General features: G+C 59.1%; 19 protein-coding genes and 1 pseudogene. 14 read left to right on the top strand and 6 right to left on the bottom strand.

Going from position 1 to position 22,712, the window contains the following annotated elements:
- Nucleotides 1–90 precede the first annotated feature (90 nt).
- The 10 genes and pseudogenes from MKD49_RS12140 (at nucleotide 91) to tssA (ending at nucleotide 8,577) form a co-directional block, all read left to right on the top strand.
- Nucleotides 91–687: a DUF6708 domain-containing protein gene (locus tag MKD49_RS12140; protein WP_252696414.1), complete on the top strand. Its 597-nt coding sequence runs from the start codon at nucleotides 91–93 to the stop codon at nucleotides 685–687.
- Nucleotides 581–1,056, top strand: a pseudogene (locus MKD49_RS12135) (DUF6708 domain-containing protein). The gene MKD49_RS12140 and the pseudogene MKD49_RS12135 overlap by 107 nt, the downstream one beginning before the upstream one ends.
- Nucleotides 1,053–1,892, top strand: a complete 840-nt coding sequence (locus tag MKD49_RS12130; protein ID WP_252696412.1) for a DUF6708 domain-containing protein — start codon at nucleotides 1,053–1,055, stop codon at nucleotides 1,890–1,892. The pseudogene MKD49_RS12135 and the gene MKD49_RS12130 overlap by 4 nt, the downstream one beginning before the upstream one ends.
- A gap of 117 nt (nucleotides 1,893–2,009) precedes the next feature.
- Nucleotides 2,010–2,747, top strand: a complete 738-nt coding sequence (locus tag MKD49_RS12125; protein WP_252696411.1) for a hypothetical protein — start codon at nucleotides 2,010–2,012, stop codon at nucleotides 2,745–2,747.
- Between the two features lie 73 nt (nucleotides 2,748–2,820).
- Nucleotides 2,821–3,546 (top strand): hypothetical protein, encoded by a 726-nt coding sequence (locus MKD49_RS12120; RefSeq protein ID WP_252696410.1) that lies wholly within the window; start codon nucleotides 2,821–2,823, stop codon nucleotides 3,544–3,546.
- A gap of 59 nt (nucleotides 3,547–3,605) precedes the next feature.
- Nucleotides 3,606–4,352, top strand: a complete 747-nt coding sequence (locus MKD49_RS12115; protein ID WP_252696409.1) for a hypothetical protein — start codon at nucleotides 3,606–3,608, stop codon at nucleotides 4,350–4,352.
- A 75-nt stretch (nucleotides 4,353–4,427) separates the two neighbouring features.
- Nucleotides 4,428–5,159: a hypothetical protein gene (locus MKD49_RS12110; RefSeq protein WP_252696408.1), complete on the top strand. Its 732-nt coding sequence runs from the start codon at nucleotides 4,428–4,430 to the stop codon at nucleotides 5,157–5,159.
- 58 nt (nucleotides 5,160–5,217) lie between these two features.
- Complete coding sequence (locus MKD49_RS12105) at nucleotides 5,218–6,237, top strand: DUF6708 domain-containing protein (protein WP_252696407.1); 1,020 nt, start codon at nucleotides 5,218–5,220, stop codon at nucleotides 6,235–6,237.
- A 37-nt stretch (nucleotides 6,238–6,274) separates the two neighbouring features.
- Nucleotides 6,275–7,231, top strand: a complete 957-nt coding sequence (locus MKD49_RS12100) for an SUMF1/EgtB/PvdO family nonheme iron enzyme (protein WP_252696406.1) — start codon at nucleotides 6,275–6,277, stop codon at nucleotides 7,229–7,231.
- 218 nt (nucleotides 7,232–7,449) lie between these two features.
- A complete protein-coding gene (tssA, locus tag MKD49_RS12095; protein ID WP_252696405.1) occupies nucleotides 7,450–8,577 on the top strand; it encodes a type VI secretion system protein TssA in 1,128 nt (375 codons plus the stop codon).
- A gap of 92 nt (nucleotides 8,578–8,669) precedes the next feature.
- On the opposite strand, the gene MKD49_RS12090 is transcribed toward tssA, so the two are convergent.
- The 6 genes from MKD49_RS12090 to MKD49_RS12065 form a co-directional block, all read right to left on the bottom strand.
- Nucleotides 8,670–9,434 (bottom strand): OmpA family protein, encoded by a 765-nt coding sequence (locus MKD49_RS12090; protein ID WP_371925473.1) that lies wholly within the window; start codon nucleotides 9,432–9,434, stop codon nucleotides 8,670–8,672.
- A 45-nt stretch (nucleotides 9,435–9,479) separates the two neighbouring features.
- Nucleotides 9,480–10,466, bottom strand: coding sequence for a type VI secretion system-associated protein TagF (gene tagF / locus MKD49_RS12085; protein ID WP_252696403.1), 987 nt, complete (start codon nucleotides 10,464–10,466; stop codon nucleotides 9,480–9,482).
- Complete coding sequence (tssM, locus tag MKD49_RS12080) at nucleotides 10,463–14,326, bottom strand: type VI secretion system membrane subunit TssM (RefSeq protein WP_252696402.1); 3,864 nt, start codon at nucleotides 14,324–14,326, stop codon at nucleotides 10,463–10,465. The genes tagF and tssM overlap by 4 nt, the downstream gene beginning before the upstream one ends.
- 29 nt (nucleotides 14,327–14,355) lie before the next feature.
- The gene (locus MKD49_RS12075; protein ID WP_252696401.1) at nucleotides 14,356–15,900 is read right to left on the bottom strand and encodes a hypothetical protein; all 1,545 of its coding nucleotides are present in this window, start codon (nucleotides 15,898–15,900) and stop codon (nucleotides 14,356–14,358) included.
- A 67-nt stretch (nucleotides 15,901–15,967) separates the two neighbouring features.
- Nucleotides 15,968–16,225 carry a PAAR domain-containing protein gene (locus MKD49_RS12070; protein WP_034334647.1) on the bottom strand — a complete coding sequence of 86 codons (258 nt, stop codon included), beginning with the start codon at nucleotides 16,223–16,225 and terminating at the stop codon, nucleotides 15,968–15,970.
- A 68-nt stretch (nucleotides 16,226–16,293) separates the two neighbouring features.
- Nucleotides 16,294–17,133, bottom strand: a complete 840-nt coding sequence (locus MKD49_RS12065) for a M15 family metallopeptidase (protein WP_134223440.1) — start codon at nucleotides 17,131–17,133, stop codon at nucleotides 16,294–16,296.
- A gap of 220 nt (nucleotides 17,134–17,353) precedes the next feature.
- Here MKD49_RS12065 and MKD49_RS12060 point away from each other — a divergent pair, with 220 nt between their 5' ends.
- The 4 genes from MKD49_RS12060 to MKD49_RS12045 all read left to right on the top strand — a co-directional run bounded on the left by MKD49_RS12060 (nucleotide 17,354) and on the right by MKD49_RS12045 (nucleotide 22,654).
- Nucleotides 17,354–18,271 (top strand): hypothetical protein, encoded by a 918-nt coding sequence (locus MKD49_RS12060; protein ID WP_252696400.1) that lies wholly within the window; start codon nucleotides 17,354–17,356, stop codon nucleotides 18,269–18,271.
- Between the two features lie 78 nt (nucleotides 18,272–18,349).
- Nucleotides 18,350–21,295 carry a type VI secretion system Vgr family protein gene (locus MKD49_RS12055; RefSeq protein ID WP_252696399.1) on the top strand — a complete coding sequence of 982 codons (2,946 nt, stop codon included), beginning with the start codon at nucleotides 18,350–18,352 and terminating at the stop codon, nucleotides 21,293–21,295.
- Nucleotides 21,238–22,221 carry a DUF4123 domain-containing protein gene (locus MKD49_RS12050; protein WP_252696398.1) on the top strand — a complete coding sequence of 328 codons (984 nt, stop codon included), beginning with the start codon at nucleotides 21,238–21,240 and terminating at the stop codon, nucleotides 22,219–22,221. Before MKD49_RS12055 ends, MKD49_RS12050 begins: the two co-directional genes overlap by 58 nt.
- Nucleotides 22,211–22,654 (top strand): hypothetical protein, encoded by a 444-nt coding sequence (locus tag MKD49_RS12045; RefSeq protein WP_252696397.1) that lies wholly within the window; start codon nucleotides 22,211–22,213, stop codon nucleotides 22,652–22,654. Before MKD49_RS12050 ends, MKD49_RS12045 begins: the two co-directional genes overlap by 11 nt.
- Nucleotides 22,655–22,712 lie beyond the last annotated feature (58 nt).

Below are 22,712 nucleotides of genomic sequence, written 5' to 3'. Positions count from 1 at the left end.
TGTTTCGGAATCTGCTGAGTCCTGATTGACCGGTTAGACGGCGAAGAAATGTCCAGCCAGAGAGGAACAGTTGTGAATGAGGATTTGTAGATGAGCAGCACCCCGTCCCGTTTTAATCCGATCAATCAACATTGGTACGAGGATTTACCCGACCATCAGGCAGACTTCGGTCGAAATCTAGAGTCCCCTACGCTCGCAGACGACATCAATGCAATCAGCGAAAGCTATCTGGAAGTGTCGCGCGCGGGCATTGTGATCCGGCGCGGTTTGCTGATGGTGGGCACCGTGATGCTTGTGTTCTTCTCTTGGGTAGTGATGCACCTGGTAGCGGCGAGCATCGGGCCAGATGACGCGCTGATCTTTCCCATCATTAGTTGGAGTTTGCTTGCTTTGGGAATGACATGTGCCATTTTCAGTATGATTCTGGACTGCAGCATTCCGCGTGATATGCCGGTACGTTTCGACCGCGATAAATGCAAGGTCTATGCCTATGATTATCCAATTCGCTTGATGCCGTTCCCACCCCTTGATGCCGTTCCCACCCCGTCGGTCGAAACTAAAGATATTTTCCTGGCAGGACGTGCAGGCCGAGATTACCAAGCAGTCCGGTTACAACGGAAAAGCCTATGTCGTCCGCTATGCGCTGGTTCTTGTGACCTGTCAACCCGGCACCAATCAAGTGGTTGATCGCCTCACGCTAAAGGGAACGACATGACCGTACGCGGCTTGGAGGTGCTTTGGGGTTACATTCGTCGCTATATGGCCGAGGGGACCGTCAATTTACCGAAAGTCCAGCCGCGGCACCAAGGTGTAACTCTGCGTCGCAGCCTGTTTTCGTATATGCCCTATTTCGACCCGTCGACGGAAGGCTCCCAGTTTCGCAACCGCATGGGGGCAGTCGACTGGCTGCTGGCGCTGGTCATGATGTGGTTCTTCTGGATCTGGCTGCCTCTTGGGCTTTGCCATTACGTTGCAATGAAGTCTGCTCCAGAGCCGTGTTGGCCTGCAGAAGTGGATGAAGAGAGTCGGCGTGAGAAACAGAAAATTCTTTCATGAGTACATCGCGGTTTAATCCACCGAATTCCCTCTGGTACGAGGATCTGGCCCCTCGGGCATCGGAGATAAACTTCGAAGAAAATCTGGATAGTCCGCTTCTGGATGAAGATCTCAACCATGTCGATAATAATTATGTAGAAATTTCACGTACATCGTCGGTATTGCGCGGAGGCGGACTCTTCATAGGCTTGATATTCTTTTTGTTTGTCGGCGCAGTTATTTTTCCCCTGATCGGCACCATTGGGCTGCAGTTTTTTACCCTCATTCCTGTGTTGGGTGTATTTGCCATCTTGATGTTGCTGGGCACTTCCGTACTAGCATTTTTTCTCATCATCTACGATTGTCGGCTACCTGCAGATACCCCTGTCCGGTTTAATCGCAGGACGCAGAAGATCTATTCCTATGAATACATCGCTTCGCTTTCTTCATTCAAACGTTGGCATAAGGAAGTCAAGGTCTACGACTGGAGCTGCGTAGAGGCGGAAATTGCCAAGTTTTCAGGGTTTTCTGGCAAAGCGTACATCGTTCGGTATGAGCTGCATCTGGTCATATGCAAGCCGGGAACGCATGAGGTCATCGACCGCATTGCCTTGAAGAGAAATGACGTTACCGGTCTGACGCTCTATGAGCGCTGGTCTTACCTTCGTCGATTCATGGCGGATGGTACCCGCAGCCTGCCCATGCTGCATGTAAAGCAACAGGAAGTAGGATTCGTGAACAGCCTGTTCAGCTATATGCCATATCTCTCGCCTACCTATGAAGGCAGGCTATACCGGGAAAAGATGCGTTGGCCGGACTATTGTTTGGCGCTGGTGCTGGTATGGTTTGATGGTTAATGAAATGTATGAAGGAAAGACAGAAAGTCGTGTGGCGTTGATTTCTATGCGCATATTGATGCTGACTCGCATCATCTCACTGTGCATCGCAGGTGCGGATCGTTGAGGAAAATGGCAATGCTTGTTTATCAGCACTACACAGGTAGCGAAATCATCGATTTTGCGCCAGAAAATGGACTCTGGCGATACCCGGAAGAAGAGCAACGAACCTCCGATCTGGAAATTCTGGCCCGATTTTCGCTGCCCGTTCGAGGAAGCTACACAGAGGTAAATGAAAAACGCTACTACCTCTATTGGACGGCAGATCGCATATTGAATTTGATAACGCCGGACATCAAGACATATCCATTGTTTCGACATCTCAAAGAAGCGCTCTTCGAAGATTTGAGCAATGGCTTGCAGATAGTTATCGCACCTACGCAGAACAATGATGGGAGCGAGAAGCAAGGGTACTCTACGGTTCGTCTAGCAGACAAGGATGGTCGTATCCTCCATGAAGTATCGTACAACTCACGATACTATCTGGATCTATACATGAGCGACCTGACCCCATTCACCGACCGGACTCTATCGACTTGGGATTTTTTTGTGGCGCTCAAGGACGGCGTGGAAAAAATCAGGAAGAAGTGCGTACCGTGTCCAGGGACAATAGCGGATGTCGTACGCATCAGGTCAAAGTCTGGCCAAACCTGCCCGGAAAGTGGATTCTGGCTTGTCGCAGATCTTGTCGATGACAAAATCGAATGCAAGCAAGGAGACATCATGCCTCTATCGTTGGGACGTGATGTGGCATGGGAATGGATATCTTTGGATATCGTTCCTCGAGAACTTTTCCTGGATGAAAATGAAGGGTAGCCGCAAGCATCCATCGGATCGTGAGATCCTATTTCATGGTCAAACGCGTCCGGAAGGCAAAGAGAACTGAATCATGCTGCTGTACCTCCACCATACCGCTGGCGATGTGATTGAGCTGTCTCCCCGCACTTACCTATGGCATTACGCAGAGACATCTCGAGGCGGTACAGATACGTCGATTATGGGATTCGTGGTCGAGCCAATCCGTGGTAGCTACACCGAGGTGGATGGAAAACGCTATTACCTTTATTGGACAGCAGATCGAATTTTGAAATTTGTCACACCCGAGAATAAGGAATATAAGCTCTTTCGTTACTTGAAAAAGGCTCTTTTTGAAGATCTAAGGGATGGACTGCATATGGAGTTGGTGACCACCGAAAAGAAGGATGGGTCTGCAGTTCCAGGCTATTCGACCTTTCGCCTGCTCAACAGTCGTGACGAGATACTGCATGAGGTCTCCTATCACGCTCAGTTCTTCGTCGATCTCTATCTCGGAGATTTCACTGCATCAGTTGATCGCGATCTCGGAACATGGGACTTCTTCGTGGGGTTGATGCGTGGCGTAGAAGAAATTGCCAGCAAGTGCGTAGAAAATCCTGAGCTGATCGGTCCGGACCTGGATCGTATTCGTGCACCCACAGGAGCAACCTGCCCCAGGACAGGATTTTGGCTTGTCGCGGACTTATTCGACGATAAGAAAAGAATTGAAGAAGGAAAGCCCATGCCGACCTCGCTCGGGCGGGATGTGGTCTGGGAATGGCTATCGGTTGATATTGTTCCTTCAGAATTCTTCTTATAACCTGTCATGCCTGATTGTAGCCGCGGCAGGATTCAACGTAGTGGCTCAAGATCACGCTTATGCTGATTTGCCAGCACCACACCAGCAGAGACGTCATTGATTTTGAACCGACTACCGGACTGTGGCGGTACGTTGATACTCCTTGGAGAGGCAGTGACATAGATCTCATTGCTCACTTCGCTCTACCCATAATGGGTTCGTACATTGTAGTAGAAGGCGAGCGCTTCTACGCCTATTGGACAGCAGATCGTGTATTGATGTTTGTCACGCCGGACAACAAGCAATTTGCACTTTTCCGCCATCTGGCTGGAGCCCTGTTTGAGGATTTGCGAGACGGCCTGCAATTGGATCTGGTCCCGGCGCAAAAGAATGACGGCAGTCTTGTGCCCGGATACTCAACCATGTTTTTGCGAGACGAGGATGGAGGCTTGCTTCATACGATTACCTACAATTCAAATTATTATCTGCAACTCTATCTCGCCGACGTCACTCCGTTCACCGATAGAAATCTAGCCTCGTGGGATTTTTTTGTCAGCCTGAAGAACGGAATTGAAAAGATATCTGGAATGTGTATATCCGCAGAAAAAATAGCTGATGTTGATACCAGTCGGATTCGCATCAAGTCAGGAGTGGCGTGTCCGCAAACTGGTTATTGGTTAGTCGCGGATTTGGTCGACGATAAAGAATATGTTGAAGCAGGGTCTCCCATGCCACGCTCATTCGATAGGGAGGTGACTTGGGAGTGGTTATCTGAAGACATCATTCCACATGAGCTATTCCCGGAAGATCAAGAGTCAATGGAATGACCGCTTTCCTCAACGAGGTACGCGCTCTCAAAAACCGCGAAGGTCGCCGCAAACCCGGATGAGCAGATGAAGGAAATGAAGATGCTGGTCTTTGATCATGTGACCGGGGATGACATTATCGATTTCGACCCAGCAACCGGGCTCTGGCGTTATCCAGAAAAGCCGAGAGTGACGCCTGAGCTTGAGATCATGGCAAGGTTCACCCTTCCGGTTCGAGGAAGCTTTACTGAAGTCGATGGCAAGCGTTATTGCCTATATTGGACAGCGGACCGGATCTTGCTCTTCAGACTTCCGGACGGCACCGAATACACGTTGTTCCGCCACCTTTCAGATGCACGTTTTGAAGATCTGCGCGATGGGCTGAAATTCGAGATTGTCCCGGCGGAGAGAAGGGACGGCAGTGCCATTCCCGGATATTCAACAGTGCGGATGCACGATAAAACTGGCGCGTTATTGCACGAAGTTTCTTATTTTTCGCAACGGTATCTTCAGCTCTACATGATGGATATCACACCCTTTACCGATAGAGATTTTGGAACATGGGATTTCTTTATTGCGCTCAAAGATGCTGTCGAGAAAATAAGTGAGAAATGCTCAAGCGAGCAGAACGAAAGTCTGCTTGTATCCAGGATGCGGGCGAGAACTGGAGAGCGCTGTCCCCTGGATGGTTTTTGGTTGGTAGCCGATTCTGTGGATTATCGGATAGAGGCCAAACAAGGCGAGCTGATGCCCTCCAGTCAGGGCCGCAATGTGAATTGGGAATGGATTTCTCGTGAACTGATTCCTGCGGGCCTTTTCACCGGCTAGAACAAATCGAGATATCTCTCACGGCACAGCGCGCCTGCGGATCGTTGCGAAAATAGCAATGCTTGTTTGCCAGCACCATACAGGTAGCGAAATCATCGATGTTGATTTGCTCGCAGATTTGAGCGGAGGAAATGTGACGATAAGTAATACAAGCCGATTTACTCCGAAAAATCCTCTTTGGTACGAGGACCTCGCTGCGCGCGAGTCGGGAATAGATCTTGATGTGCGCTTGGATAGTCCGCTCCTTGATGAGGATCTGAATCACGTCGATGAAAATTACCTGGAAATTTCACGCACATCGTCTGTCATCAGGGGACTAGGTATCTTAGTAGGAGGATTGTTTCTTCTGAGTGTTATTGGCGTATTTATCCCTCTTCTTATTAAGTTGAGGGATGTTTATTTCAACCTCATTCCAGTGCTTGGACTTATTTTTTGCGTCATGCTGGTTGGCGGTATCGTGGCAGCGGGCGTATTCGCTCTGCACGACTGTCGGCTTCCGAGAGACACCCCGATCCGGTTCAATCGGAACACCAGAAAAATATACATCTACGAATATACGGCGTCATTGCAACGTCTTAAGCGCTGGCGAACGGAAATCAAGATCTATGACTGGGATCAGATCGAGGCGGAGATTGCCAAGTCTTCAGTATTTACCGGGAAGACTTACTCCGTTCGGCATGAGTTGGTGCTGGTGATCTGTAAACCAGCAACCAACGCGGTCATTGACCGTATTTCACTCAAGGGTAATGACGTTGGTGTCGAGACCCTGTATCAATTGTGGTCCTATGCCCGCCGGTTCATGGCCTACGGCCCGTCCCGTATTCCAGTGCTGATGACACGGGAGCAGAGTGTCGGCTTCGTCAAGAGCCTGTTTCATTTCATGCCTTACCTTTCCCCAACCGAGGAGGGCCGGCGCTTCCGCAGCAAGATGCGGTGGCTGGACTATCCGATCATTTTCCTGACGATCTGGTTTTTCTGGATCTGGCTGCCGTTGGGCCTGTCTCACTACGTTGCCATGCGATTCGCTCCGTTACCCAAGTGGCCTCCGGACATCGATGCCGAAAGCCGCTCCCTATAGAGCTCTCCCAGTAGTCTCCAACAAGATGGTTACTGAAATGTATGAAGGAAAGACAGAAGGTCGTGTGGTGATGATTTCTATGCGCATATTGATGCTGACTTGCATCATCTCACTGGGTATCACAGGCTGCCACGGCGATGACTCCACTGCAAAGGATGATACCGTGGCGCGGCTTGTCGAAACTAGCCGCAACAATCTGCTGCCAGTGAAAGGCGGCGATTTCCTGATGGGGGATTTCGGTGAGCGGCACTCATCCGAGAGGCTCCCATACACAGGAGAAGCCAATGCGCAGCCCTTGCATGAGGTACGGCTCTCAGATTTCTCCATGCTCAAATGGAAGGTCAGCAATGATGAGTACAACGTGTTTGCAAGCCAGAACAACCGGCGCAAGGTAAATGACCGCGAGGCCGATGCCACTTCGGAGAGAATCGCTCGTCTTCCGGATAGCGGACGCTTTCCAGCCATGGTCCTCTGGAAGGAAGCGCAAGATTACTGCGCGTGGCTGGGAGAGAAACTGGGACAAAAGATGAACTTGCCGACCGAAGCTCAGTGGGAATATGCCGCTCGGGATGGTGGCAAGTTCTATATCTTCGCCACAAATGATGGCAGCTTCCGAAACGGGGTGAATGTAATTTCTCATGAACAGGCAGAGGCGATCAGTCAGGATCCATTTTTCCCTGTGCCCGTAGGAAGCGAACCCGCGAATTCGTCGGGGCTGGGTGATTTCGCCAAGAGTGGATTGGAGTGGGTACGAGATTGGTATGACGATAATTACTATGCACACTCCTCAAAGCTCGACCCTGCAGGACCCGCTGCTGGTGATCTCAAAGTCGTGCGTGGCGCTCAAGCCAGCAGCTCAGTGCCAGCAATGACAATGGCGCGCACGGGAAGACGTCCCGATGGCGTCGATGAGAAAGTTGACAAGTTATTCCAGGAGCAGGGATTCAAGCCAATTCGGTTCGGTGCCACTTTCCGCTGCGTTACGCAGCAGTGACTATCCAAGATTCCCGGAAAATTCTTTCCAGTGAGTCCAGCCAGTAATGGTCGCAAGAAGTTGAACTGCATTTATTCACCCTTATTCTTCTGCAATCGCGAACACCCGCCCCCAACCCTTGTCCAACCCCCTCCAAGGCCCGTCACTTCCAGCACGCGCATGCTGAAACAACGGGGATCATCATGACAAGAAAATAACTGATCGGGATCGCATCGACCATGAAACTGCCCACCCTGAAATCCTTGCTCGGCGTCAAGCCACCCACCTCTGCCGTCGACCCGCTGCTCAAGCCCATCAATGACAACCATCCCGGTGGCGAAGACCTCTCCTTCACCGCCGACCTGGACGCCATTGCCGAGGCGCGCCGCTTTGATGATCCGACCCTGGACCAGGGCGAATGGGTCACCGACATCAAGGAAGCCGACTGGATCTTCGTCGAGCAGCGCTGCGCCCAGCTCATCGAAACCCGCAGCAAGGACTTGCGCCTGGCCGTCTGGTACAGCGAAGCCGCCTGCAAGACGCGCGGCCTGCGTGGTCTGGGGGATGGGTTCCTGCTCGTGGCCGGGCTGTTCGACCAGTTCTGGGATCATCTCTATCCGCTGTCGGAAGACGGCGACCACGACCGCCGTGTCGGTAACCTGACCTGGCTGCTGTCGCGCTCGGTGCAGATGTCGCGCGAAATCCCCCTGACCGAAGGCCGCGGCAGCGCCTTCTCCCTGCTCGACTTCGACGCCGCCCGCACCCGCGCGGCCAATGCTGAACGGATCGCCAACGAAGGCGGCCAGCCGGAAGAGGGCGTCAAGCTGGCCGTCATGGAATCGGCCCGCAAGCGCAGCTCACATGCCTTCTATGAAGCCATGCTGGCCGATACCCAGTACTGCCTGCAATGCCTGGAACAACTGGAAAAATCCGTGGATCAGCGCCTCGGTGTCGATGGTCCCGGCTTCTCCTCCGCCCGCGAAGCGATCACCCTGGTGCACGACACCATCGCCCGCTTCGCAGCAGATACCGGCCTGCGTTCGGTAGCTCCTGCAGAGATCGCCGTGGCCGATGAAAATACGGCGGCCGTGGCCGCGCAATTGAGTGAGCAGGGCAGCCCTGTTGCAGCGCCGGTCCAGCATCAGGGACCGATCCGCACGCGTGCCGAAGCCATTGCCCAACTGCGCGCCGTGGCAGAGTTCTTCCGCCGCACCGAGCCCCACAGCCCGGTCGCGCACCTGGCCGACAAGGCCGCACAATGGGGTGAGATGCCCTTGCACGCTTGGCTCAAAACCGTCATCAAGGACAACGCCGCACTGTCCCACGTTGAAGAACTGCTGGGATTGCAACCGCCGCCACAGGACTGAACATCGCCTGGCGACGCGCCCAAAGAAAAAAGGAACCGCAAAACAAGCGGTTCCTTTTTTTCATGCCGGGCGAGATTCGCCCGCGTCTTGTCTTACTTGGCAATACGGAATTCGATCCGTCGATTCTTGGCACGCCCTTCAGCCGTATTGTTGGAAGCGACCGGACGATCCGGACCCTGGCCCGAGGTCGTCAGCAGACTTTCATCGACCCCCTTGGCACTCAGGTAGGCCTTGACCGCATCAGCCCGTGCCAGCGACAGCGAAATGTTGCTGGCGCGCAGGCCTTCATTGTCGGTGTTGCCGATGATTTCCACGTGCCGGCCCTTGAGCTTGAGCATGGTCGCAGCGATCTCATCGAGGATGCGTTTGCCTTCGGGCGTCAGGGTGGCCTGTCCGCTTTCGAAGGCCACCACCCGGTTGGCCAGGGCGTTGTCCAGCAGACCCTGTTCCGAAGTGGAAACCCGCAAGCCGTTGTTCACGGTATAGGAAGAATTGAGGCTGCTGGCCATGTCGCTGGCGATCTGCTGACGCTGCGCCTCATTGGACACTTCGCCCGAAATGCTGACGCTGGTGCCATCGATCTTCAGCTGGCCACGGCTGACGGCCTTGAGGTTGGGCGAAATCAGCTTCTGCACGTGATTGTTCCAGTTGGCCGGCAGCACCACCTGGCCGACCGCAATCTGGTCGACCACGCGGTCGGCCCCATAGACTTCGCGTAGTCGCGCCAGCGCGGCCGCCTTGCTGGCTTCATCGGGGACGGTGCCGGTCACCAGTACCTGGCCCGGTGCGGGCGTGGCGACCGGCGGCGCAACGTTCTGTGCATGAACGACTGAGCAGGCGAGCCAGGCCGCGCTCAACAATGTCAGCCGGCGGGTTTGGGAAAGAATGTTCGTCTTCAAGATTCAGGCTCCGATGAAAGCTTCGCGGAATGAGGCGAGGGCCGAGGTCAGCGAGAGGTCGGGATGGGCCAGGTAGCTGGACAGTTTCTGGATGCCGTAGTCGCTGCCCACATGTTCTTCCACCCAGTCGGCATCGTCGAAGGGGATGTTGTGCTCGGCACCGGCCTGGATGTCCATCACCGAATGCAAGGTGCGCGGCGAAGCGCCCGAAAAACCGAGGAACATGGCCGGCTGATCATCCAGCCGCGTCAGGAACAGCGCCAGCTCGAAATCGGCCCGGGTGAGGAAGGGCGTGATCAGGTGCATCCAGAAACTGGCCACCAGGCTGCGATACATCGGGTCGCGTGGCAGCGGCAGGATCAGGTTCTTGTCCAGACGACTGGAGGTGCTGGCCATGACCGGCTGCAGCAGCAGTCCCAGCGCCAGCAACAACTGGCGCAGATTGCCGGTGAAGCCGGCTTCGGCCAGCATCTGTTGCAGCGAGCCCGTGGTCTGCAGATCCAGGAAGTCGGCAAAGGCCGCGGTGTAGCCGGCGCTGTTGATGTCCAGTTCCAGCGTGGTTGAGGCCAGGGTCTGCAGCGGCTGGGCCGGATCGGGTGCCGTCAGTACGCCTTGCGTGAGCGATTCCAGCCGCGCCCAGAGACGCGAGAGGATCAGCGGACTGTTGCTGACGAAAGCGACCGGATCCTCGATATCGAAGGCGCTCATCGAAATGAACGGGAAGCGGCGCTGCGACTGGTCGCCGCTGGCACGCAGGTGGCCCGCCACGGCACGCCGGCTGCGTGGTCCCATGACCACGAAGTGCAGCGGCTTGACGCCGTCGTAGATGATCTTCCAGCGCGCATCGCGCGACAGCAGCTCCATGGTCTGTGCCAGCCAGTTGTCCAGCAGCGTGATCAGGGCGGCGTTGTCAGTGGCCTTGATGAAATCCCCGCGCGCCGGAATCTTGCCGAAATAGCCGATCTTGATGGGGGTGCCGGTTGCACTCATTGCTTAGCCCCTGTAGTCATGGATTGAGTTTGCGATTGCACTTGCGCTGCCGGAGCGCCAGCGGGCGCAGTGGCCGGCGCTGGCGTCGGGACCTGCGCCGGGGCAGGCGCCGGCGCTTCCGGTGCGCCGCCAGCGATGGTTTCCGGCAGCTTCAGGCCACGCAGGGCGGCCGTGCCGCGGGCGGCACCGTTGCTGTTGCCGGAGACTTCGGCGCTGCTGATGATCTTGAGGTTCACCACCACCGTCACGCCGTCATTGGTCCACGACAGTTCGAAGGCACCGTTGTCCTTGCGCTTGCGCTGGGCCGTGTTGATCAGGCGTTCCAGGCCGAAGCGTCCGGGCTGGTTGGCCACTTCCACCGTGCGGCCGTCATAGGTCACGGCCGTCACCTTGGCACCCGGAGCGCCTTGCGGATTGGGCCACACGAAGTTGGTCCACTGCGCCTGGGTGTTGCGGTAGCGCAGTTGCTGGCCATCGATCTCGATGGTGTATTCCAGAGCGCCCGGTGCCGGCTGGGGCTGGATCTGGAACACCGTCTGCGCCTCCGCAGCGCCGCCACCCGCACCAGCACCGCCCGGGGCGCTGATCCAGTCGGCGAAGCTGGTGGTGATCGCCGGCGACAGGGTGATGCCCATGTCGGCCCACTTGCGCGGCGACAGCGTGTCGCCCCGGCGCACCACCAGCGGACCCATGGCCGTGGTCACGAACTTGGAGATCGCACCGTTCTCGCCAAACACCGTTCCGATCTCGCCGCTGTTGGCTTCGATCTTGGAATTGGGCGAGAACGGATACTTGGCGGCCAGGTTGTTCTGGAACGGTTCGTACACCTGAGCACGCCAGATCTTGTTGACTTCGCCTTCGGTCGGACGCACCAGTGCATTGAAACCCTGCACCAGCGGACGGACCAGCAACGGGCGCAGCGTGGTCTTCTGCTGGTCGTTCAGGCCGGGCAGCATTTCTTCATCGACGAACTTGAGCGAATCCGACAGTTCCGAGCCGTTGCCCTCCAGCGTCTGCTGCATCAGCTGCTTGGCACCGGGGCCGGTGTCGCCCTGGTTCTTGATGGTGTTCAGGCGGGTACGCAGCTTGGAGAGATTCTCCATGTAGCCGCGCATGAGCGAATTGCCCTTGTCCTTGCTCACCACCAGGCGTGCCACGCCGGCGAATTCGCGCCCCACCGGTCCCATCGGGATGGCGGTGCTGCCGTCGGTATTGAGCTGGGTCGGTACCGGGGCCGGCGAGCGGCGCAGGATGGTTTCCTTGAACCAGCCCATGAAGCCCTTGCTGGCGTTGGCCAGACCGGCATCGACCAGGGACGGGTTGTCCCACGAGGTTTCGTCGTAGACGGTGTTGATCACCTTGTTGAGCGGCGAAGTCAGCGGGTCGCCCAGACGGTTCATGGCATTGGTGGCGTCGTCCAGGTTGCGCAGTTCGACGATGCTCACGCCCTGCAGGAATTTCTGCCACTCGCGTGCATATTCGGTCTTGTACTGCGACACCAGTGCCTTCTGGATCTGCTCGGGACTGCCTTCCAGCGTCAGGTCATCCTTGGTGGAGGTTTTGAGCACCCAGTCGGCGCTCTGCAGTTCCTTGTTGGCCGCTTCCTTGAAGGCATCCTGCACGAACTTCTCCCATGCATCGCGGGTGAAGGTGCCGGGGATGGCGTAGCTGCCCATGACCAGTTCCTTGTCCTTGTCGCCGACGATGCGGGCCACGGTCATGGAAGCGAAGCGGGTGGCGGCGCGTGCCTTCACATCGGCATACACGCGTTCACGCGCCGGCATGCCACGCACCACGCGGCGCAGGTTTTCGCGGGTCTGGTCGACCAGGGTCAGCTTGCTTTCCACGGTCGGCCAGGACGGATCATTGATCTGCTCCAGCGAGAAGCTGATCAGGCGTTCGGCGCTGCGGATCATCTGCTCGCGCGGCATGGTGCCGCGGTTGGTCTCCAGCCAGCCACGCCAGAAGCGGGTGATCTGGTCGCTCAGATGGCTGGATTCGGCACGCGACTTGTCAGACAGCATCAGGTAAGTCTTGAGCGCGTTGTAGGCATCTTCCACACTGGTGGCCGAGCTGTCCTTGTAGGTGCGCAGGGCGTTGGCCGCCTGGGCCGCATTGTCGGCCACCGTCGTCACGCCTCCGGCTTGTGGCGGCTTGGCCATCGGTTCCAGCTTGCCGGAATTGGCGTTGACTTCCATCAGGTAGGTTTCGATGTTGGAGGACACCGGCTTCAACATGATTTCCTTGATGCCGGCAAAGTATTCCTCACGCAGCTTGCGCTCCAGCAGATCGCCCTGGTACAGCCCCAGGCCCACCGAGATCGGGCGGCTGGAACGATAGCGATCCAGCTGCTCGATGCGATCCTGCAGGATCTCCAGCGCTTCGAAGCGCGATTGCAGGTCCAGGCGCTTTTCCTGCAGCTTGACGGCCTTGTCCATGTCGGCCTGCACATTGGCCACCAGCTGGCGATTGCCCATGTAGGACCAGCTCCAGCCGCCCAGCAATGCCCCCAATACGGTCACCGCCGCGAAGAAGGTGACGTAGCGCATGCGGATCTTGTTGCGGCTGGTGTACTGCGCCACCAGCTGCTTGTCCGCGAAGATCACCTGCTTGAACAGGTTGTGCAGGAAGAAACCGTGCTGGGAGAAGATCTCGCGCTGCGGCTTGTGTTCCAGCGTCAGGCCGAAGCGATCGGCGATGCGTTGCGAAGAGGCGCTGACGGTCGCGCCTTCCTGCAGCGCGCTGGTGAAGTAAAAGCCGCGGAAGACCGGCTTGAACTGGAAGGGATTCTCCTCGAACAGCGTGGTCACGAAGGAACGCAGCACACCCTTGATGGACGAGAACTCCAGCGGGAAGGTCAGTACGCCCGGTGCCAGGTTTTCGCCGCGCTTGACGGACATGTTGGCCAGGCTCATTTCCTTGAGGCCGGCGTAGAGCTCGTCGAAGCGCTCGTCAAAGAAGCTGCTGACCTCCTGTCCGCTGCGCTTGCGGTCATAGGCGAGCGTCGCGCCCCAGACGCGATCGCGTTCGCCGCGTTCGGTGTCGAGGAAGAATTCGTTGAAGCCGGTGATCAGGTCGGCCTTGGTGAAGACCACATAGACCGGCGCAAACACTTCCAGCTTCTCGGTCAGCTCCTGCACGCGCTGGCGCAGGTTCTTGGCCAGGTTGATGGCGAATTCCGGACGGTTGCCGGTCAGCTCTGCGATGCTCACCGCGATGATGATGCCGTTGATCGGTGCCTGCTTGCGATAGCGCTTGAGCAGGCCGAGGAAGCTGAACCATTCATTTCGGTCTTCTTCGTACACCGAGTAACGGCCCGCGGTATCGAGCAGGATACCGTCGGTGGTGAAGAACCAGTCACAATTGCGTGTACCCCCCACCCCATGGACGATCTTGCCGCCCTTGTCCGCAAAGGGGAACTGCAGGCCGGAGTTGGCGATGGCGGTACTCTTGCCGGCCGCCGGGTTGCCGATGACCATGTACCAGGGCAATTCATACAGTGCGGCGGCACCGGATTTCTGTCCCAGCTTGGACGTCTTGATGGTGTTGATCGCGTCCAGCATGCGCTGGCGCAGTGCATTCACGTCGTCACGCCGCGCACCGTCGCTGCTGGCGGGGGCGGCTTGCGAGGCTTGCTGTTCCAGCACGTTTTCCAGCTTGCCGGCGGCGCGCCGGACTTTCCAGCGCTTGTAGAGCCAGAACCCCAGCCAGACCAGCAACAGCAGGCCGAGCAGGGCTGCCGCCCAGATCAGGGCCACTTCGAGCTGGTCGGCACCGATGAAGAGGAAGGCCGCCAGGGCGGCGAAGCCGAGGAGGATGAGGACGCGCGTGTCGCTGAGGATGTGCCAGAGTCGTTGCATGATGTGAGCGCTTTGGTGTGGAGTTCTTGTTATACGGTCGCTGAAGCAGTGACGGGGGATGCCGGGGTTGCGGTGGATGCAGCTGAATCGGAAACGGGTGCCGGTGTCGCTGCAATCGCGGGTGCGCGGCTGAGGGCGACTACGGCGCGCTGATGGGCGTCCTCGTTGCAGACGCACAGGCTGGGCTGATCGCTGTCGTCGGTGGCGGCGTGCGCCAGCACCAGTGCCGACAGCGCCGTGGCCAGGCCAGCCGAACCGCAGCTGGCACCCAGCTTCACGCACTGGCTGCCGAGGTCGAGTTCGGGCAGCACGGCGTAGCCCAGCTTCATGATTTCATCGGTGCGGCTGGCTCGGTAATCGCCATCGCTGACCAGCAGGGCGAGTTGATCGGGCACGATCGCCGCATCGCGCAGCGCGCCCTGCGCCAGCTGGATCAGCAGGTCGCCCGGTACGCGGCGTGCCTGGTCGACGGACTGTTCGTGACGGCCGAGGCTGGCCCGGTGCAGCAGCACCGGATCGGTAGTACCCATGGCCAGTGCCTGGGTGGTATCGGCCAGGATCAGCCCGGCTGCAGCTTCTGCCGGGGATTTGCCGATGCTCTGTGCGCCTTGCAGCAATTGCTTGTCCTGCTGCCACGCTTGCACGATCTCCGGATCCAGATTGGACTGGGCCGCAATGACCATGGCGAGGTAGGACGAGGCGAGGTAAGGGGAGGGCTGTTGCGTACGCGGATCGCGGCTGGTCGCCACCAGCCGGTCCAGGTGCAGCAGGGGATGCGCATTTTCGCCGGCGGCGGCCGGGAGGACGTTGAGCTTTTCCGGTGGCCAGCCTTGCTGGCAAACTTGTTCACCCAGCCAGCGGGCTGCCTGCATGCGCTGCTCGCTGCTCCAGGTGGGGGGCAGCAGCACCAGCAGATGCAGATGCGGCAAGCCGACTTCCTCCTGGCGATGGCGCGGCGCGTCTTGATATTCTTCCAGCAGGGGATGCCACTGCAGCCGATCGCCCAGCTCCCGGGCGATGTCTGCGGCCAGCGCCAGGCTGCGCCAGTGTGCATTGTCCTGTGGTGTCAGCTCCTGCTCGGGGAAATGCTGCTGCCAGGCCTGGTAGATTTCGCGTGTTTCTTCACCTTGAACATCGGAAATGCGCCCGGCGAGTATGGGCATGCCCTGATCGTTCACCAATTCGCCATCCAGGGGCAGGCGCACCGATTGCGACTTGATCTGTTCGAGCAGATCGGCGGCATCCGCGCCGAAGGGCGAGCGCAGGGCGGTGGCCACGATGGCCAGGGTCCATTTGCGTTCGGGGGAATGGCCGGGTTCGGTCACTGCTGCTGCCGGGGGCGGTGCGGCGGCTGCAGCGGCGGCCTTGGCAGCAGCGGCTGCGGCCATGGCGCTTCTGCCCTTGGCGATGCCCCATACCAGCAACAGGAAGACGGCCGGCAGCACCAGAAGATAGAGAATGACGTCACCGCCATCCGGCATGTGGTTGGCACCGGACCAATAGGTGATGAACATCACCCAGGTGACCAAGAAGACTGCGACGGTCAACAGACCCCGCTTTATCCATGTGCTCATCAGCGTTCGCTTTCCGGATTCTTTTTGTTGTAGTAAGCCCTGCCCCTGTCGTGATGGGTGGTGTCGCTCAGAGTGTCGTGGTGGCCTGGCCGGCAATGAGCACCGCGCCGCACGCGGTCTTGTCGCCGTCGCGCGCCACCGGTGCGCCATCCACCACCATGGTGGGATCGCCGCTGACGATGGTGGTGGTGCCATGGCGGGGACAACTGACCTTGTCGCCGATGCGCGCCACCAGCTTGTTGCCGACCAGGGTCTGGCCGGAACCTTCGATGACGCTGCCACCGTGCGAGGTCTTGTCTCCAAGGACGATGATCGGCTTGCTCATGGTGTATCCCCTTGTATTTCTACGATCTGTCTTTCGTCGGACGGCGACGTACAGGGCCGCGTCCAGCTCTATTTCTTCATCACGCCCGGCATGCGGTATTCGGTGTGGCCGAAATCCATCAGCTTCCAGCGGCCGCCCCAGGTCAGACCCACCGACTCGGCGACCTCGCCATAGAGGCGATAGCCTTCCATGGCCCATGGATCCTTTTCGCTGATCACCAGCTTGCCATTGCGCACAAAGGCGCAGTCGCCGGCCAGGCCGTACTGGTGATAACTCTGGAACGCGGCTGCATTGGTGACGTTGCTGCCCATCCCCGCCAGCATGGTCTGGCGCTCCGGACTGCGATAACCCTCGATGAGCGCCATCTCGTAACCATGCTTTTCCTTCATGATCTTGAAGACCAGGAGCAGGCGTTGGGCGTATTCAGGATTGAGCAGTTGCCAGTTGCGGCTGGCGTTGACCAGCATCGGACGGACCTGGATCACCTCAGCAGTGGTAAACATGTCCGGCGGCAAGGGCGGCGGTGGTACGAGTTGCTCACCTTTTAAAAGTTCCGCGATTTGAGAATTGGTTACGCGCTGGGTGTCGTCAAAACCCTGCAGCATCGATTTGCCGCTTAATAGAAATGCAACGATGGCTGGACCAATCAGCAAGACAGCAATCGTTGACACAATTACGTAATTATTGCGCACGTAGTCGACACTCGCTGTCAGGGAACTCCGGACGCTGGATGTGGTCCCTGCAATCACCTCATCGCCTCTTCTGTTCCAGCGTTCCCAGCGGGATCGCAGGCCGGCAAGCCGGGCGTGCAGGAAGCGTAATGTCAGCACTCTGCCGGATGGAAACAGCAGCAGCCACATGGCGAAGCCGGTGACCAGCAGATAGGCGGCGATGAGAAGGAACAGCACGACGAATCCCCTTTTTATTCTGGCCGGCGCTGGGTGGCACTGCGGTGCGGACGCCGACACGTTTCTGGAATTGAGCCGGCGCGTCAGCGAGACCGAGAGCGACTGGCAGGAAACGGAAAATTAATAAAAATCAAACAACTTGTTTCAAGTTGCACAACACAGGAGTACGGCCTTGCAGCCTCCGAACCAAGAGAAACCTGCATCCAGAAGACCGAGCTTGATGCCTGCATCCGACACTTCGTCTGCGGATGAAGTTCGCATCCTCAATTCGATTTCGGATGGAAAGACCAAAGCCCGCAGCAGCACCAGCGGGGAAGCGCGCAAGCCGCGCCGTGTGCTGTTGATCGTGCTGCTGCTGTTGCTGCTGGCAGGTGGCGTCACACTGGCGGCGCTGCGCATGAACAGCCATGACGCCGCGAGCACCTCCGTGCAGGCCGCGGCGGCACCGCCGGTGCCGCCTCTGGCTTCTGCCGCGCCGACCACCACCCCGGCACCGGGTGCCGTTGCGGAGCCCGCCACCGGTGCCGCCGCCGCACCGGCTGCGGCCCCCGCCGATACCGCGGTCATCAATGACACCAACGCCCCCGCGCCCGATGCGGCGTCATCTTCCGCAACGGCAGCGCGTGGACCGGACCAGTTGACTTCGGCCCTGGAGGATGGCGTCAAGCCACCGCCGGCGACGCTGAAGAACGCGCTGGAAGCCAAGCCCGAGAAATCCGACAAGCCCGCCAAGCCGGCCGCCCAGCACGAGGACAAAAAGAAGAAGCCGGCCAAGGCAGAGAACCGCAACGACAGTGATGTCGATCTGATCAAGGCGCTGGTCGCCCGCTCCGGCGAGGTCGAGAAGAAGCGCAACGCCAATGGCAGCAACAATGGCGGCACTGCCGCCAACGCTGGCAATGGCACCAGTGCAGATGGCAGTCCGCAGAAGTCCGCCCAGGCGCACGCCAACAACACCAAGTCCAAGGAAGCCCGCAACGTCGACGTGGTGGAGCGCAAGAATGGCGAAAGCACCGCCTCGCTGCTGCAGCGCTGCCATGCGCTGGGCTTCGTGGAAGGTGAATTCTGCCGCTGGCGCATCTGTTCGGGTCGTTGGGATAGCGATCCCGCTTGCAAGGTGCCGCAGGCCGATAACTGAACCGGGCTCGGCTTGCGTTGCGCAGTGTGGCCCCTCCTGATCTGAAACGTGTTCCTTATTCTGACCAACCGGTGACCGATGTCTGAGCTGCTGAACCAGCTGGTGCAATTCACCAGCGCGACCCGTCTCTACCGCCTCTCCCTGGGAGAGGGCGTCGCTGCCGGCGACCTGCTGGTGGAGGCCTTCGCCGCCTCGGAAGGCTTGCACGCCGTCGGGGTACGCGAGGTGATCGTCCTGAGCCTGAATGCCGGACTGTCGCTCAACACCCTGATCGGTCAGCGTGCCAGCTTGCAGGTGAGCCTCTCGGATGGCTCCAGCGCCAGTTTCTCGGGGCTGGTGAACGAAGCCGCCAAGCTCGGCAGTGAGGGCGGTTTTGCCCGTTACCGGCTGCGGCTGGTGCCGTGGATCTGGCTTCTCAGCCAATCACGCAACAGCCGCGTGTGGCAGGACAAGAGTGTTGTCGAGATCATCGAGGATGTCTTCGCTGCTTATACCCCGCATGCCGACTGGCATTGGTCGGACGACGTGATGCCCTTCCTGCAGGACCTGCCACCGCGCAGCTACACGGTGCAGTACCGTGAGAGCGATCTCGACTTCGTGAGCCGCGTGCTGGCGGCCGAGGGGTTGTCGTGGCGTGTCGAGGAATCCGGCGAGGCCAGCGCCGGCCATCGTCTGGTGCTGTTTGCGGATTCGTCCCGCAATACCGCTTTCCCTGAAGACGCCAGCAGTGCCGCCGGCCTCGGCGGGCAGGGTATCCGCTTCCACGCCGGCGGCGCACGCGAGGAGCAGGACAGCATCCAGGCACTGGCCGCGCGCCGCGCCTTGCAACCGGCCTCCTTCACCTTGCTCTCCTACGATGACAAGAGCAAGCAGGCGGTCGCCACCAGCATGCCGACCCGCCATGCGTTCGGCCACCAGAATGCGCCGCGCCTGGAGAGCTATGACAGCCCTGGTCTGTATGCCTATCGCAATGCCGCAGAAGCGGATCGCTACGCCCAGTTGCACCTGGAAGCCAGTGAGGCCCGCAACAAACTGTGGCAGGCACGCAGCACGGTGCGCACGCTGCGTCCGGGCACCCGCTTCACGCTGACCCAAGGTCCCCTGGGCTTGTCTGCAGCGGCCGGCAAAGCACCTGAATACGCCGTATTGTCGGTGGTGAGTGCTGGCGTAAATAATTTACCCAAGGATGCACAGGAAGGGCTGGCCGAATTGTTCGGCCCGCTGCCGCCGCTGCTGGAAGAATGCCTGGCGGCATGCCAGTCCCTGCAACAAACCGTCCAGGGCAGTTTCCAGCCTGATTCAGTGGCCGTGAGTGAGCGTGCCGATCTCGATGCCGTGATCGCCCAGGCCCGCAAGCTCGGCTATGCCAATGCCTTCGAGGCGATCCGTGCCGATGTGGTGTGGCGTCCGGTGCTGGCGGATGGCACCGGACTGTATCGTCACGCGGGTGCCACCGCGCGAGGCAGCCAGAGTGCCATCGTGGTCGGACCCAACGGCGAGAGCACCGCCAACGGTGCCGATGAAATCCATTGCGACCGCCTGGGCCGGGTCCGCATCCGTTTCCACTGGCAGGGCCGCAACAACGATGCCGCCGCGACCTGCTGGGTGCGCGTGGCACAGCGCTCGGCCGGTGGCGGCAACGGGATGCAGTTCCTGCCGCGTATCGGACAGGAGGTGCTGGTGCAGTTTCTGGAAGACGACATCGATCGGCCGGTCATTCTGGGCGCGCTCTACAACGGCCAGGGTGAAGGTTCTGCCGCACCCACGCCCGGAGGCGAAGCCGCGCAGGGTGGCGAGCAGGAGCGCAACAAGGTCTTCACCAGTGCCAGTGATCTTTCTCCCAGTGGCCAGGGCAATCTGGCCGGCGGCAATGCGCCGACCTGGCACGGCGGCAGTCAGGATGGCGAAGGCCATCGCAATGCCGCTGCGCAATGGGGCATCCGTTCCAAGGAATTTGGCGGGGCCGGCTACAACCAGTTGCTGTTCGACGATACCGATGCCCAGGGCCGCATCCAGCTCAAGACCTCGCAGGCGGCCTCCGAACTCAATCTCGGTCACCTGATCCATGCGGCGGACAACTATCGCGGCAGCTTCCGTGGTACGGGGGCGGAACTGCGCACCGATGCGTATGGCGCACTACGTGCGGGCAGCGGCATCCTGTTTTCCAGCTACCGGATCGAACATGCTGCGACCAGCCGCGATCCGGCGGGCGACAATACCGGCGGCATGGCCCTGCTGAAGCAGGCCACGTTGTTGGGCAAGACTTTCAACCAGGCGGCGGTGACCCACAAGACCGTCGCCATGGCCAGCCATGTCGGCCCGGCGCAGGCCAATGCCAGCGTCATCAATGACGGTGCTGCACCCCTCGAAGCCATTCGCACGGCGGCCGCCGGCATGGTCGATGGCGCGCCAGACAAGAGCGGCGAGGATGTGGCCGCCGTCAACACGCAGACGGGCGAGGGCAAGGTCCCGCAGAGCACCTCGGCCCTGATCGGCATCGCCGCCAAGGAAGGCCTGGGCGTGGTCGCGGGCCAGCATCTGCAACTGGCCAATGGCGAGACGGTGAGCCTGATGTCCGGCCACGATAGCCAGCACGTGAGCGGCAACCAGTTGCGCCTGCGCAGCGGACAGGCCTTGGGTGTACTGGCCGGGGCCGTTGCAGCGGGCGAGGGTGGAACGGGTTTGCAGATGATCGCCGCGCAACAGAATATCGATGTACAAGCGCAAGCCGATACGCTGGCGCTACAGGCGCGTGATCAGGTGAGCGTGGTGAGTGCCAATGCCAGCGTGGATTGGGCGGCGGCCAAGAAGATTACCCTGTCTACGGCGGGTGGCGCCAACATTACTATCGAGGGCGGCAATATTACCGTGCAGTGTCCGGGCAAGCTCACCATTCATGCTGCGCAGAAGCTGTTCCAGGGGCCGGTGCGGCAGGAGGTACCGATGCCGGCCATGCCCAATAGCGTTTGCAAGGACTGCATCCTCAATGCGATGAAACAAGGCGCACCGGGAGTGATGGTATGAGTGATGTACATGACGATCCGCTGGCGCTGTTGCATTGGGCGCAGGCATGTCGTGAACGAAGCCACCATGCCTTCCTTCTGCTCGATACGGCGCAGGCCGAGGCGAGTCATCTCAAGCTGCAGTCCATGCACGTCCCTTATGCCTCGCTGTTCGAGGGCAAGCGCGAAGAAGCCCTGCCTGAGATTGCGCCTCTGCTGCTTCCCCTCTCCGGACTGGATGAGCAGCGCGCGCTTGTGCTTGTGCGCTGGGTTTCGCAGCTGGGCTTTGCCGCACCCTGCCTGAGCTGGTATGAAAGTACGCTTGGCCTGCATGACTTTGCAGCGCATCTGCGCAACTTCCATCACGCGGGCCTGAGCGATGGACAGGCCATGATGATGCGCTGGTATGACACGCGTATCCTGCCGATCTGGATGCAGGCGTTGACCAAGGATCAACTGGCGCTCTTTACCGGCGGCATGCTCAGCCTGGCTTTCGTGGACCGTTTCGGCGAAGCCCGGACGCTCTATCAGAGCGAGCAGGTGCAGCCGCCCAGCCGGGCTTTGCCGTTGGACGCACCGCTGGTGACGCTGGATGACCGCCAGTTCGGGCTGCTGGTGGATGCCGGTGATCTCGATGCCCTGCTCACGCATTTGCGCTTCGTGATCCCTGATGAGACGAATGCATTGCCGCCGCGCACGCTGGTGGAATTCGTCGCCGCCTATCAGCAGCGTGCGCGCGAAGCTGGCCTGGATGATATCGATCGGCAGACGCAGTACGTATTGCTGGCGCTCTACACCAGCGGCGCTGGCGTTGAGCATCCGGCCGTGAAGGCCTTGATGCAGAATCCGCCTGCTTCCCTGACAGGCTATTTCGATGCCTTGCAGGCCATGCCTGAGGAAGTTTGGGAAGCGGGGCCACCTCTTTGGGAGAATGAGCATGTCGCATGAGCACTGGCAGAAGCGGATTGTTTTTCCGCAGTGGGCACTGGTACTGGGAATGGTGTTCCTGCTCGCCATGTCCTGCCCGCCCGCGCATGCCCAGACGAATGACGATCTGAAGGCCCTGGTGGCCCATCTTAAGTTCGTCATTCCCGATGAAACGGCATTGGTGGAACCGAAAAAACTGGAACGCTTCGTCGCGCAATACCAGAAGCGGGCGGTTTCTGCAGGTCTGAAGGATATCGATCGCCAGACCGCCTACGTGCTGCTGGCCTTGTACACCTCGGGCAAGGGTCTCGAACAGCCCGAGTTCAAGCAGGTGATGGCGCATCCGCCGGCTTCCTCGGATGCATTCAGCGATGCTCTCATCGGGCTTCCGCAACGTGTGTACGATAGCGGGCAGCCGTTGTGGGAGAACGCTGCGGATGCCCGGGCTCGATGAAGATTGACTGCGAACGTCTTTTGCATGAGCCGTGAATTACTTGGATATTGATAAATAA

The sequence above is a fragment of the Herbaspirillum sp. WGmk3 genome (assembly GCF_023952535.1).
Lineage (GTDB): Bacteria > Pseudomonadota > Gammaproteobacteria > Burkholderiales > Burkholderiaceae_D > Herbaspirillum > Herbaspirillum huttiense.
The sequence above is the reverse complement of the archived record's forward strand: the minus strand, read 5'-3'. Positions and strand labels throughout refer to the sequence as shown.

Bases quoted from the DNA above. Each gene is read 5' to 3' on its own strand.
- MKD49_RS12115 (WP_252696409.1), top strand. From the start codon at position 3,606: ATGCTGATTTGCCAGCACCACACCAGCAGAGACGTCATTGATTTTGAA.
- MKD49_RS12110 (WP_252696408.1), top strand. From the start codon at position 4,428: ATGAAGATGCTGGTCTTTGATCATGTGACCGGGGATGACATTATCGAT.
- tssA (WP_252696405.1), top strand. From the start codon at position 7,450: ATGAAACTGCCCACCCTGAAATCCTTGCTCGGCGTCAAGCCACCCACC.
- MKD49_RS12120 (WP_252696410.1), top strand. From the start codon at position 2,821: ATGCTGCTGTACCTCCACCATACCGCTGGCGATGTGATTGAGCTGTCT.
- MKD49_RS12125 (WP_252696411.1), top strand. From the start codon at position 2,010: ATGCTTGTTTATCAGCACTACACAGGTAGCGAAATCATCGATTTTGCG.
- MKD49_RS12130 (WP_252696412.1), top strand. From the start codon at position 1,053: ATGAGTACATCGCGGTTTAATCCACCGAATTCCCTCTGGTACGAGGAT.
- MKD49_RS12100 (WP_252696406.1), top strand. From the start codon at position 6,275: ATGTATGAAGGAAAGACAGAAGGTCGTGTGGTGATGATTTCTATGCGC.
- MKD49_RS12105 (WP_252696407.1), top strand. From the start codon at position 5,218: ATGCTTGTTTGCCAGCACCATACAGGTAGCGAAATCATCGATGTTGAT.
- MKD49_RS12070 (WP_034334647.1), bottom strand. From the start codon at position 16,225: ATGAGCAAGCCGATCATCGTCCTTGGAGACAAGACCTCGCACGGTGGC.
- MKD49_RS12075 (WP_252696401.1), bottom strand. From the start codon at position 15,900: ATGAGCACATGGATAAAGCGGGGTCTGTTGACCGTCGCAGTCTTCTTG.
- MKD49_RS12045 (WP_252696397.1), top strand. From the start codon at position 22,211: ATGTCGCATGAGCACTGGCAGAAGCGGATTGTTTTTCCGCAGTGGGCA.
- tssM (WP_252696402.1), bottom strand. From the start codon at position 14,326: ATGCAACGACTCTGGCACATCCTCAGCGACACGCGCGTCCTCATCCTC.
- MKD49_RS12055 (WP_252696399.1), top strand. From the start codon at position 18,350: ATGTCTGAGCTGCTGAACCAGCTGGTGCAATTCACCAGCGCGACCCGT.
- tagF (WP_252696403.1), bottom strand. From the start codon at position 10,466: ATGAGTGCAACCGGCACCCCCATCAAGATCGGCTATTTCGGCAAGATT.
- MKD49_RS12060 (WP_252696400.1), top strand. From the start codon at position 17,354: ATGCCTGCATCCGACACTTCGTCTGCGGATGAAGTTCGCATCCTCAAT.
- MKD49_RS12140 (WP_252696414.1), top strand. From the start codon at position 91: ATGAGCAGCACCCCGTCCCGTTTTAATCCGATCAATCAACATTGGTAC.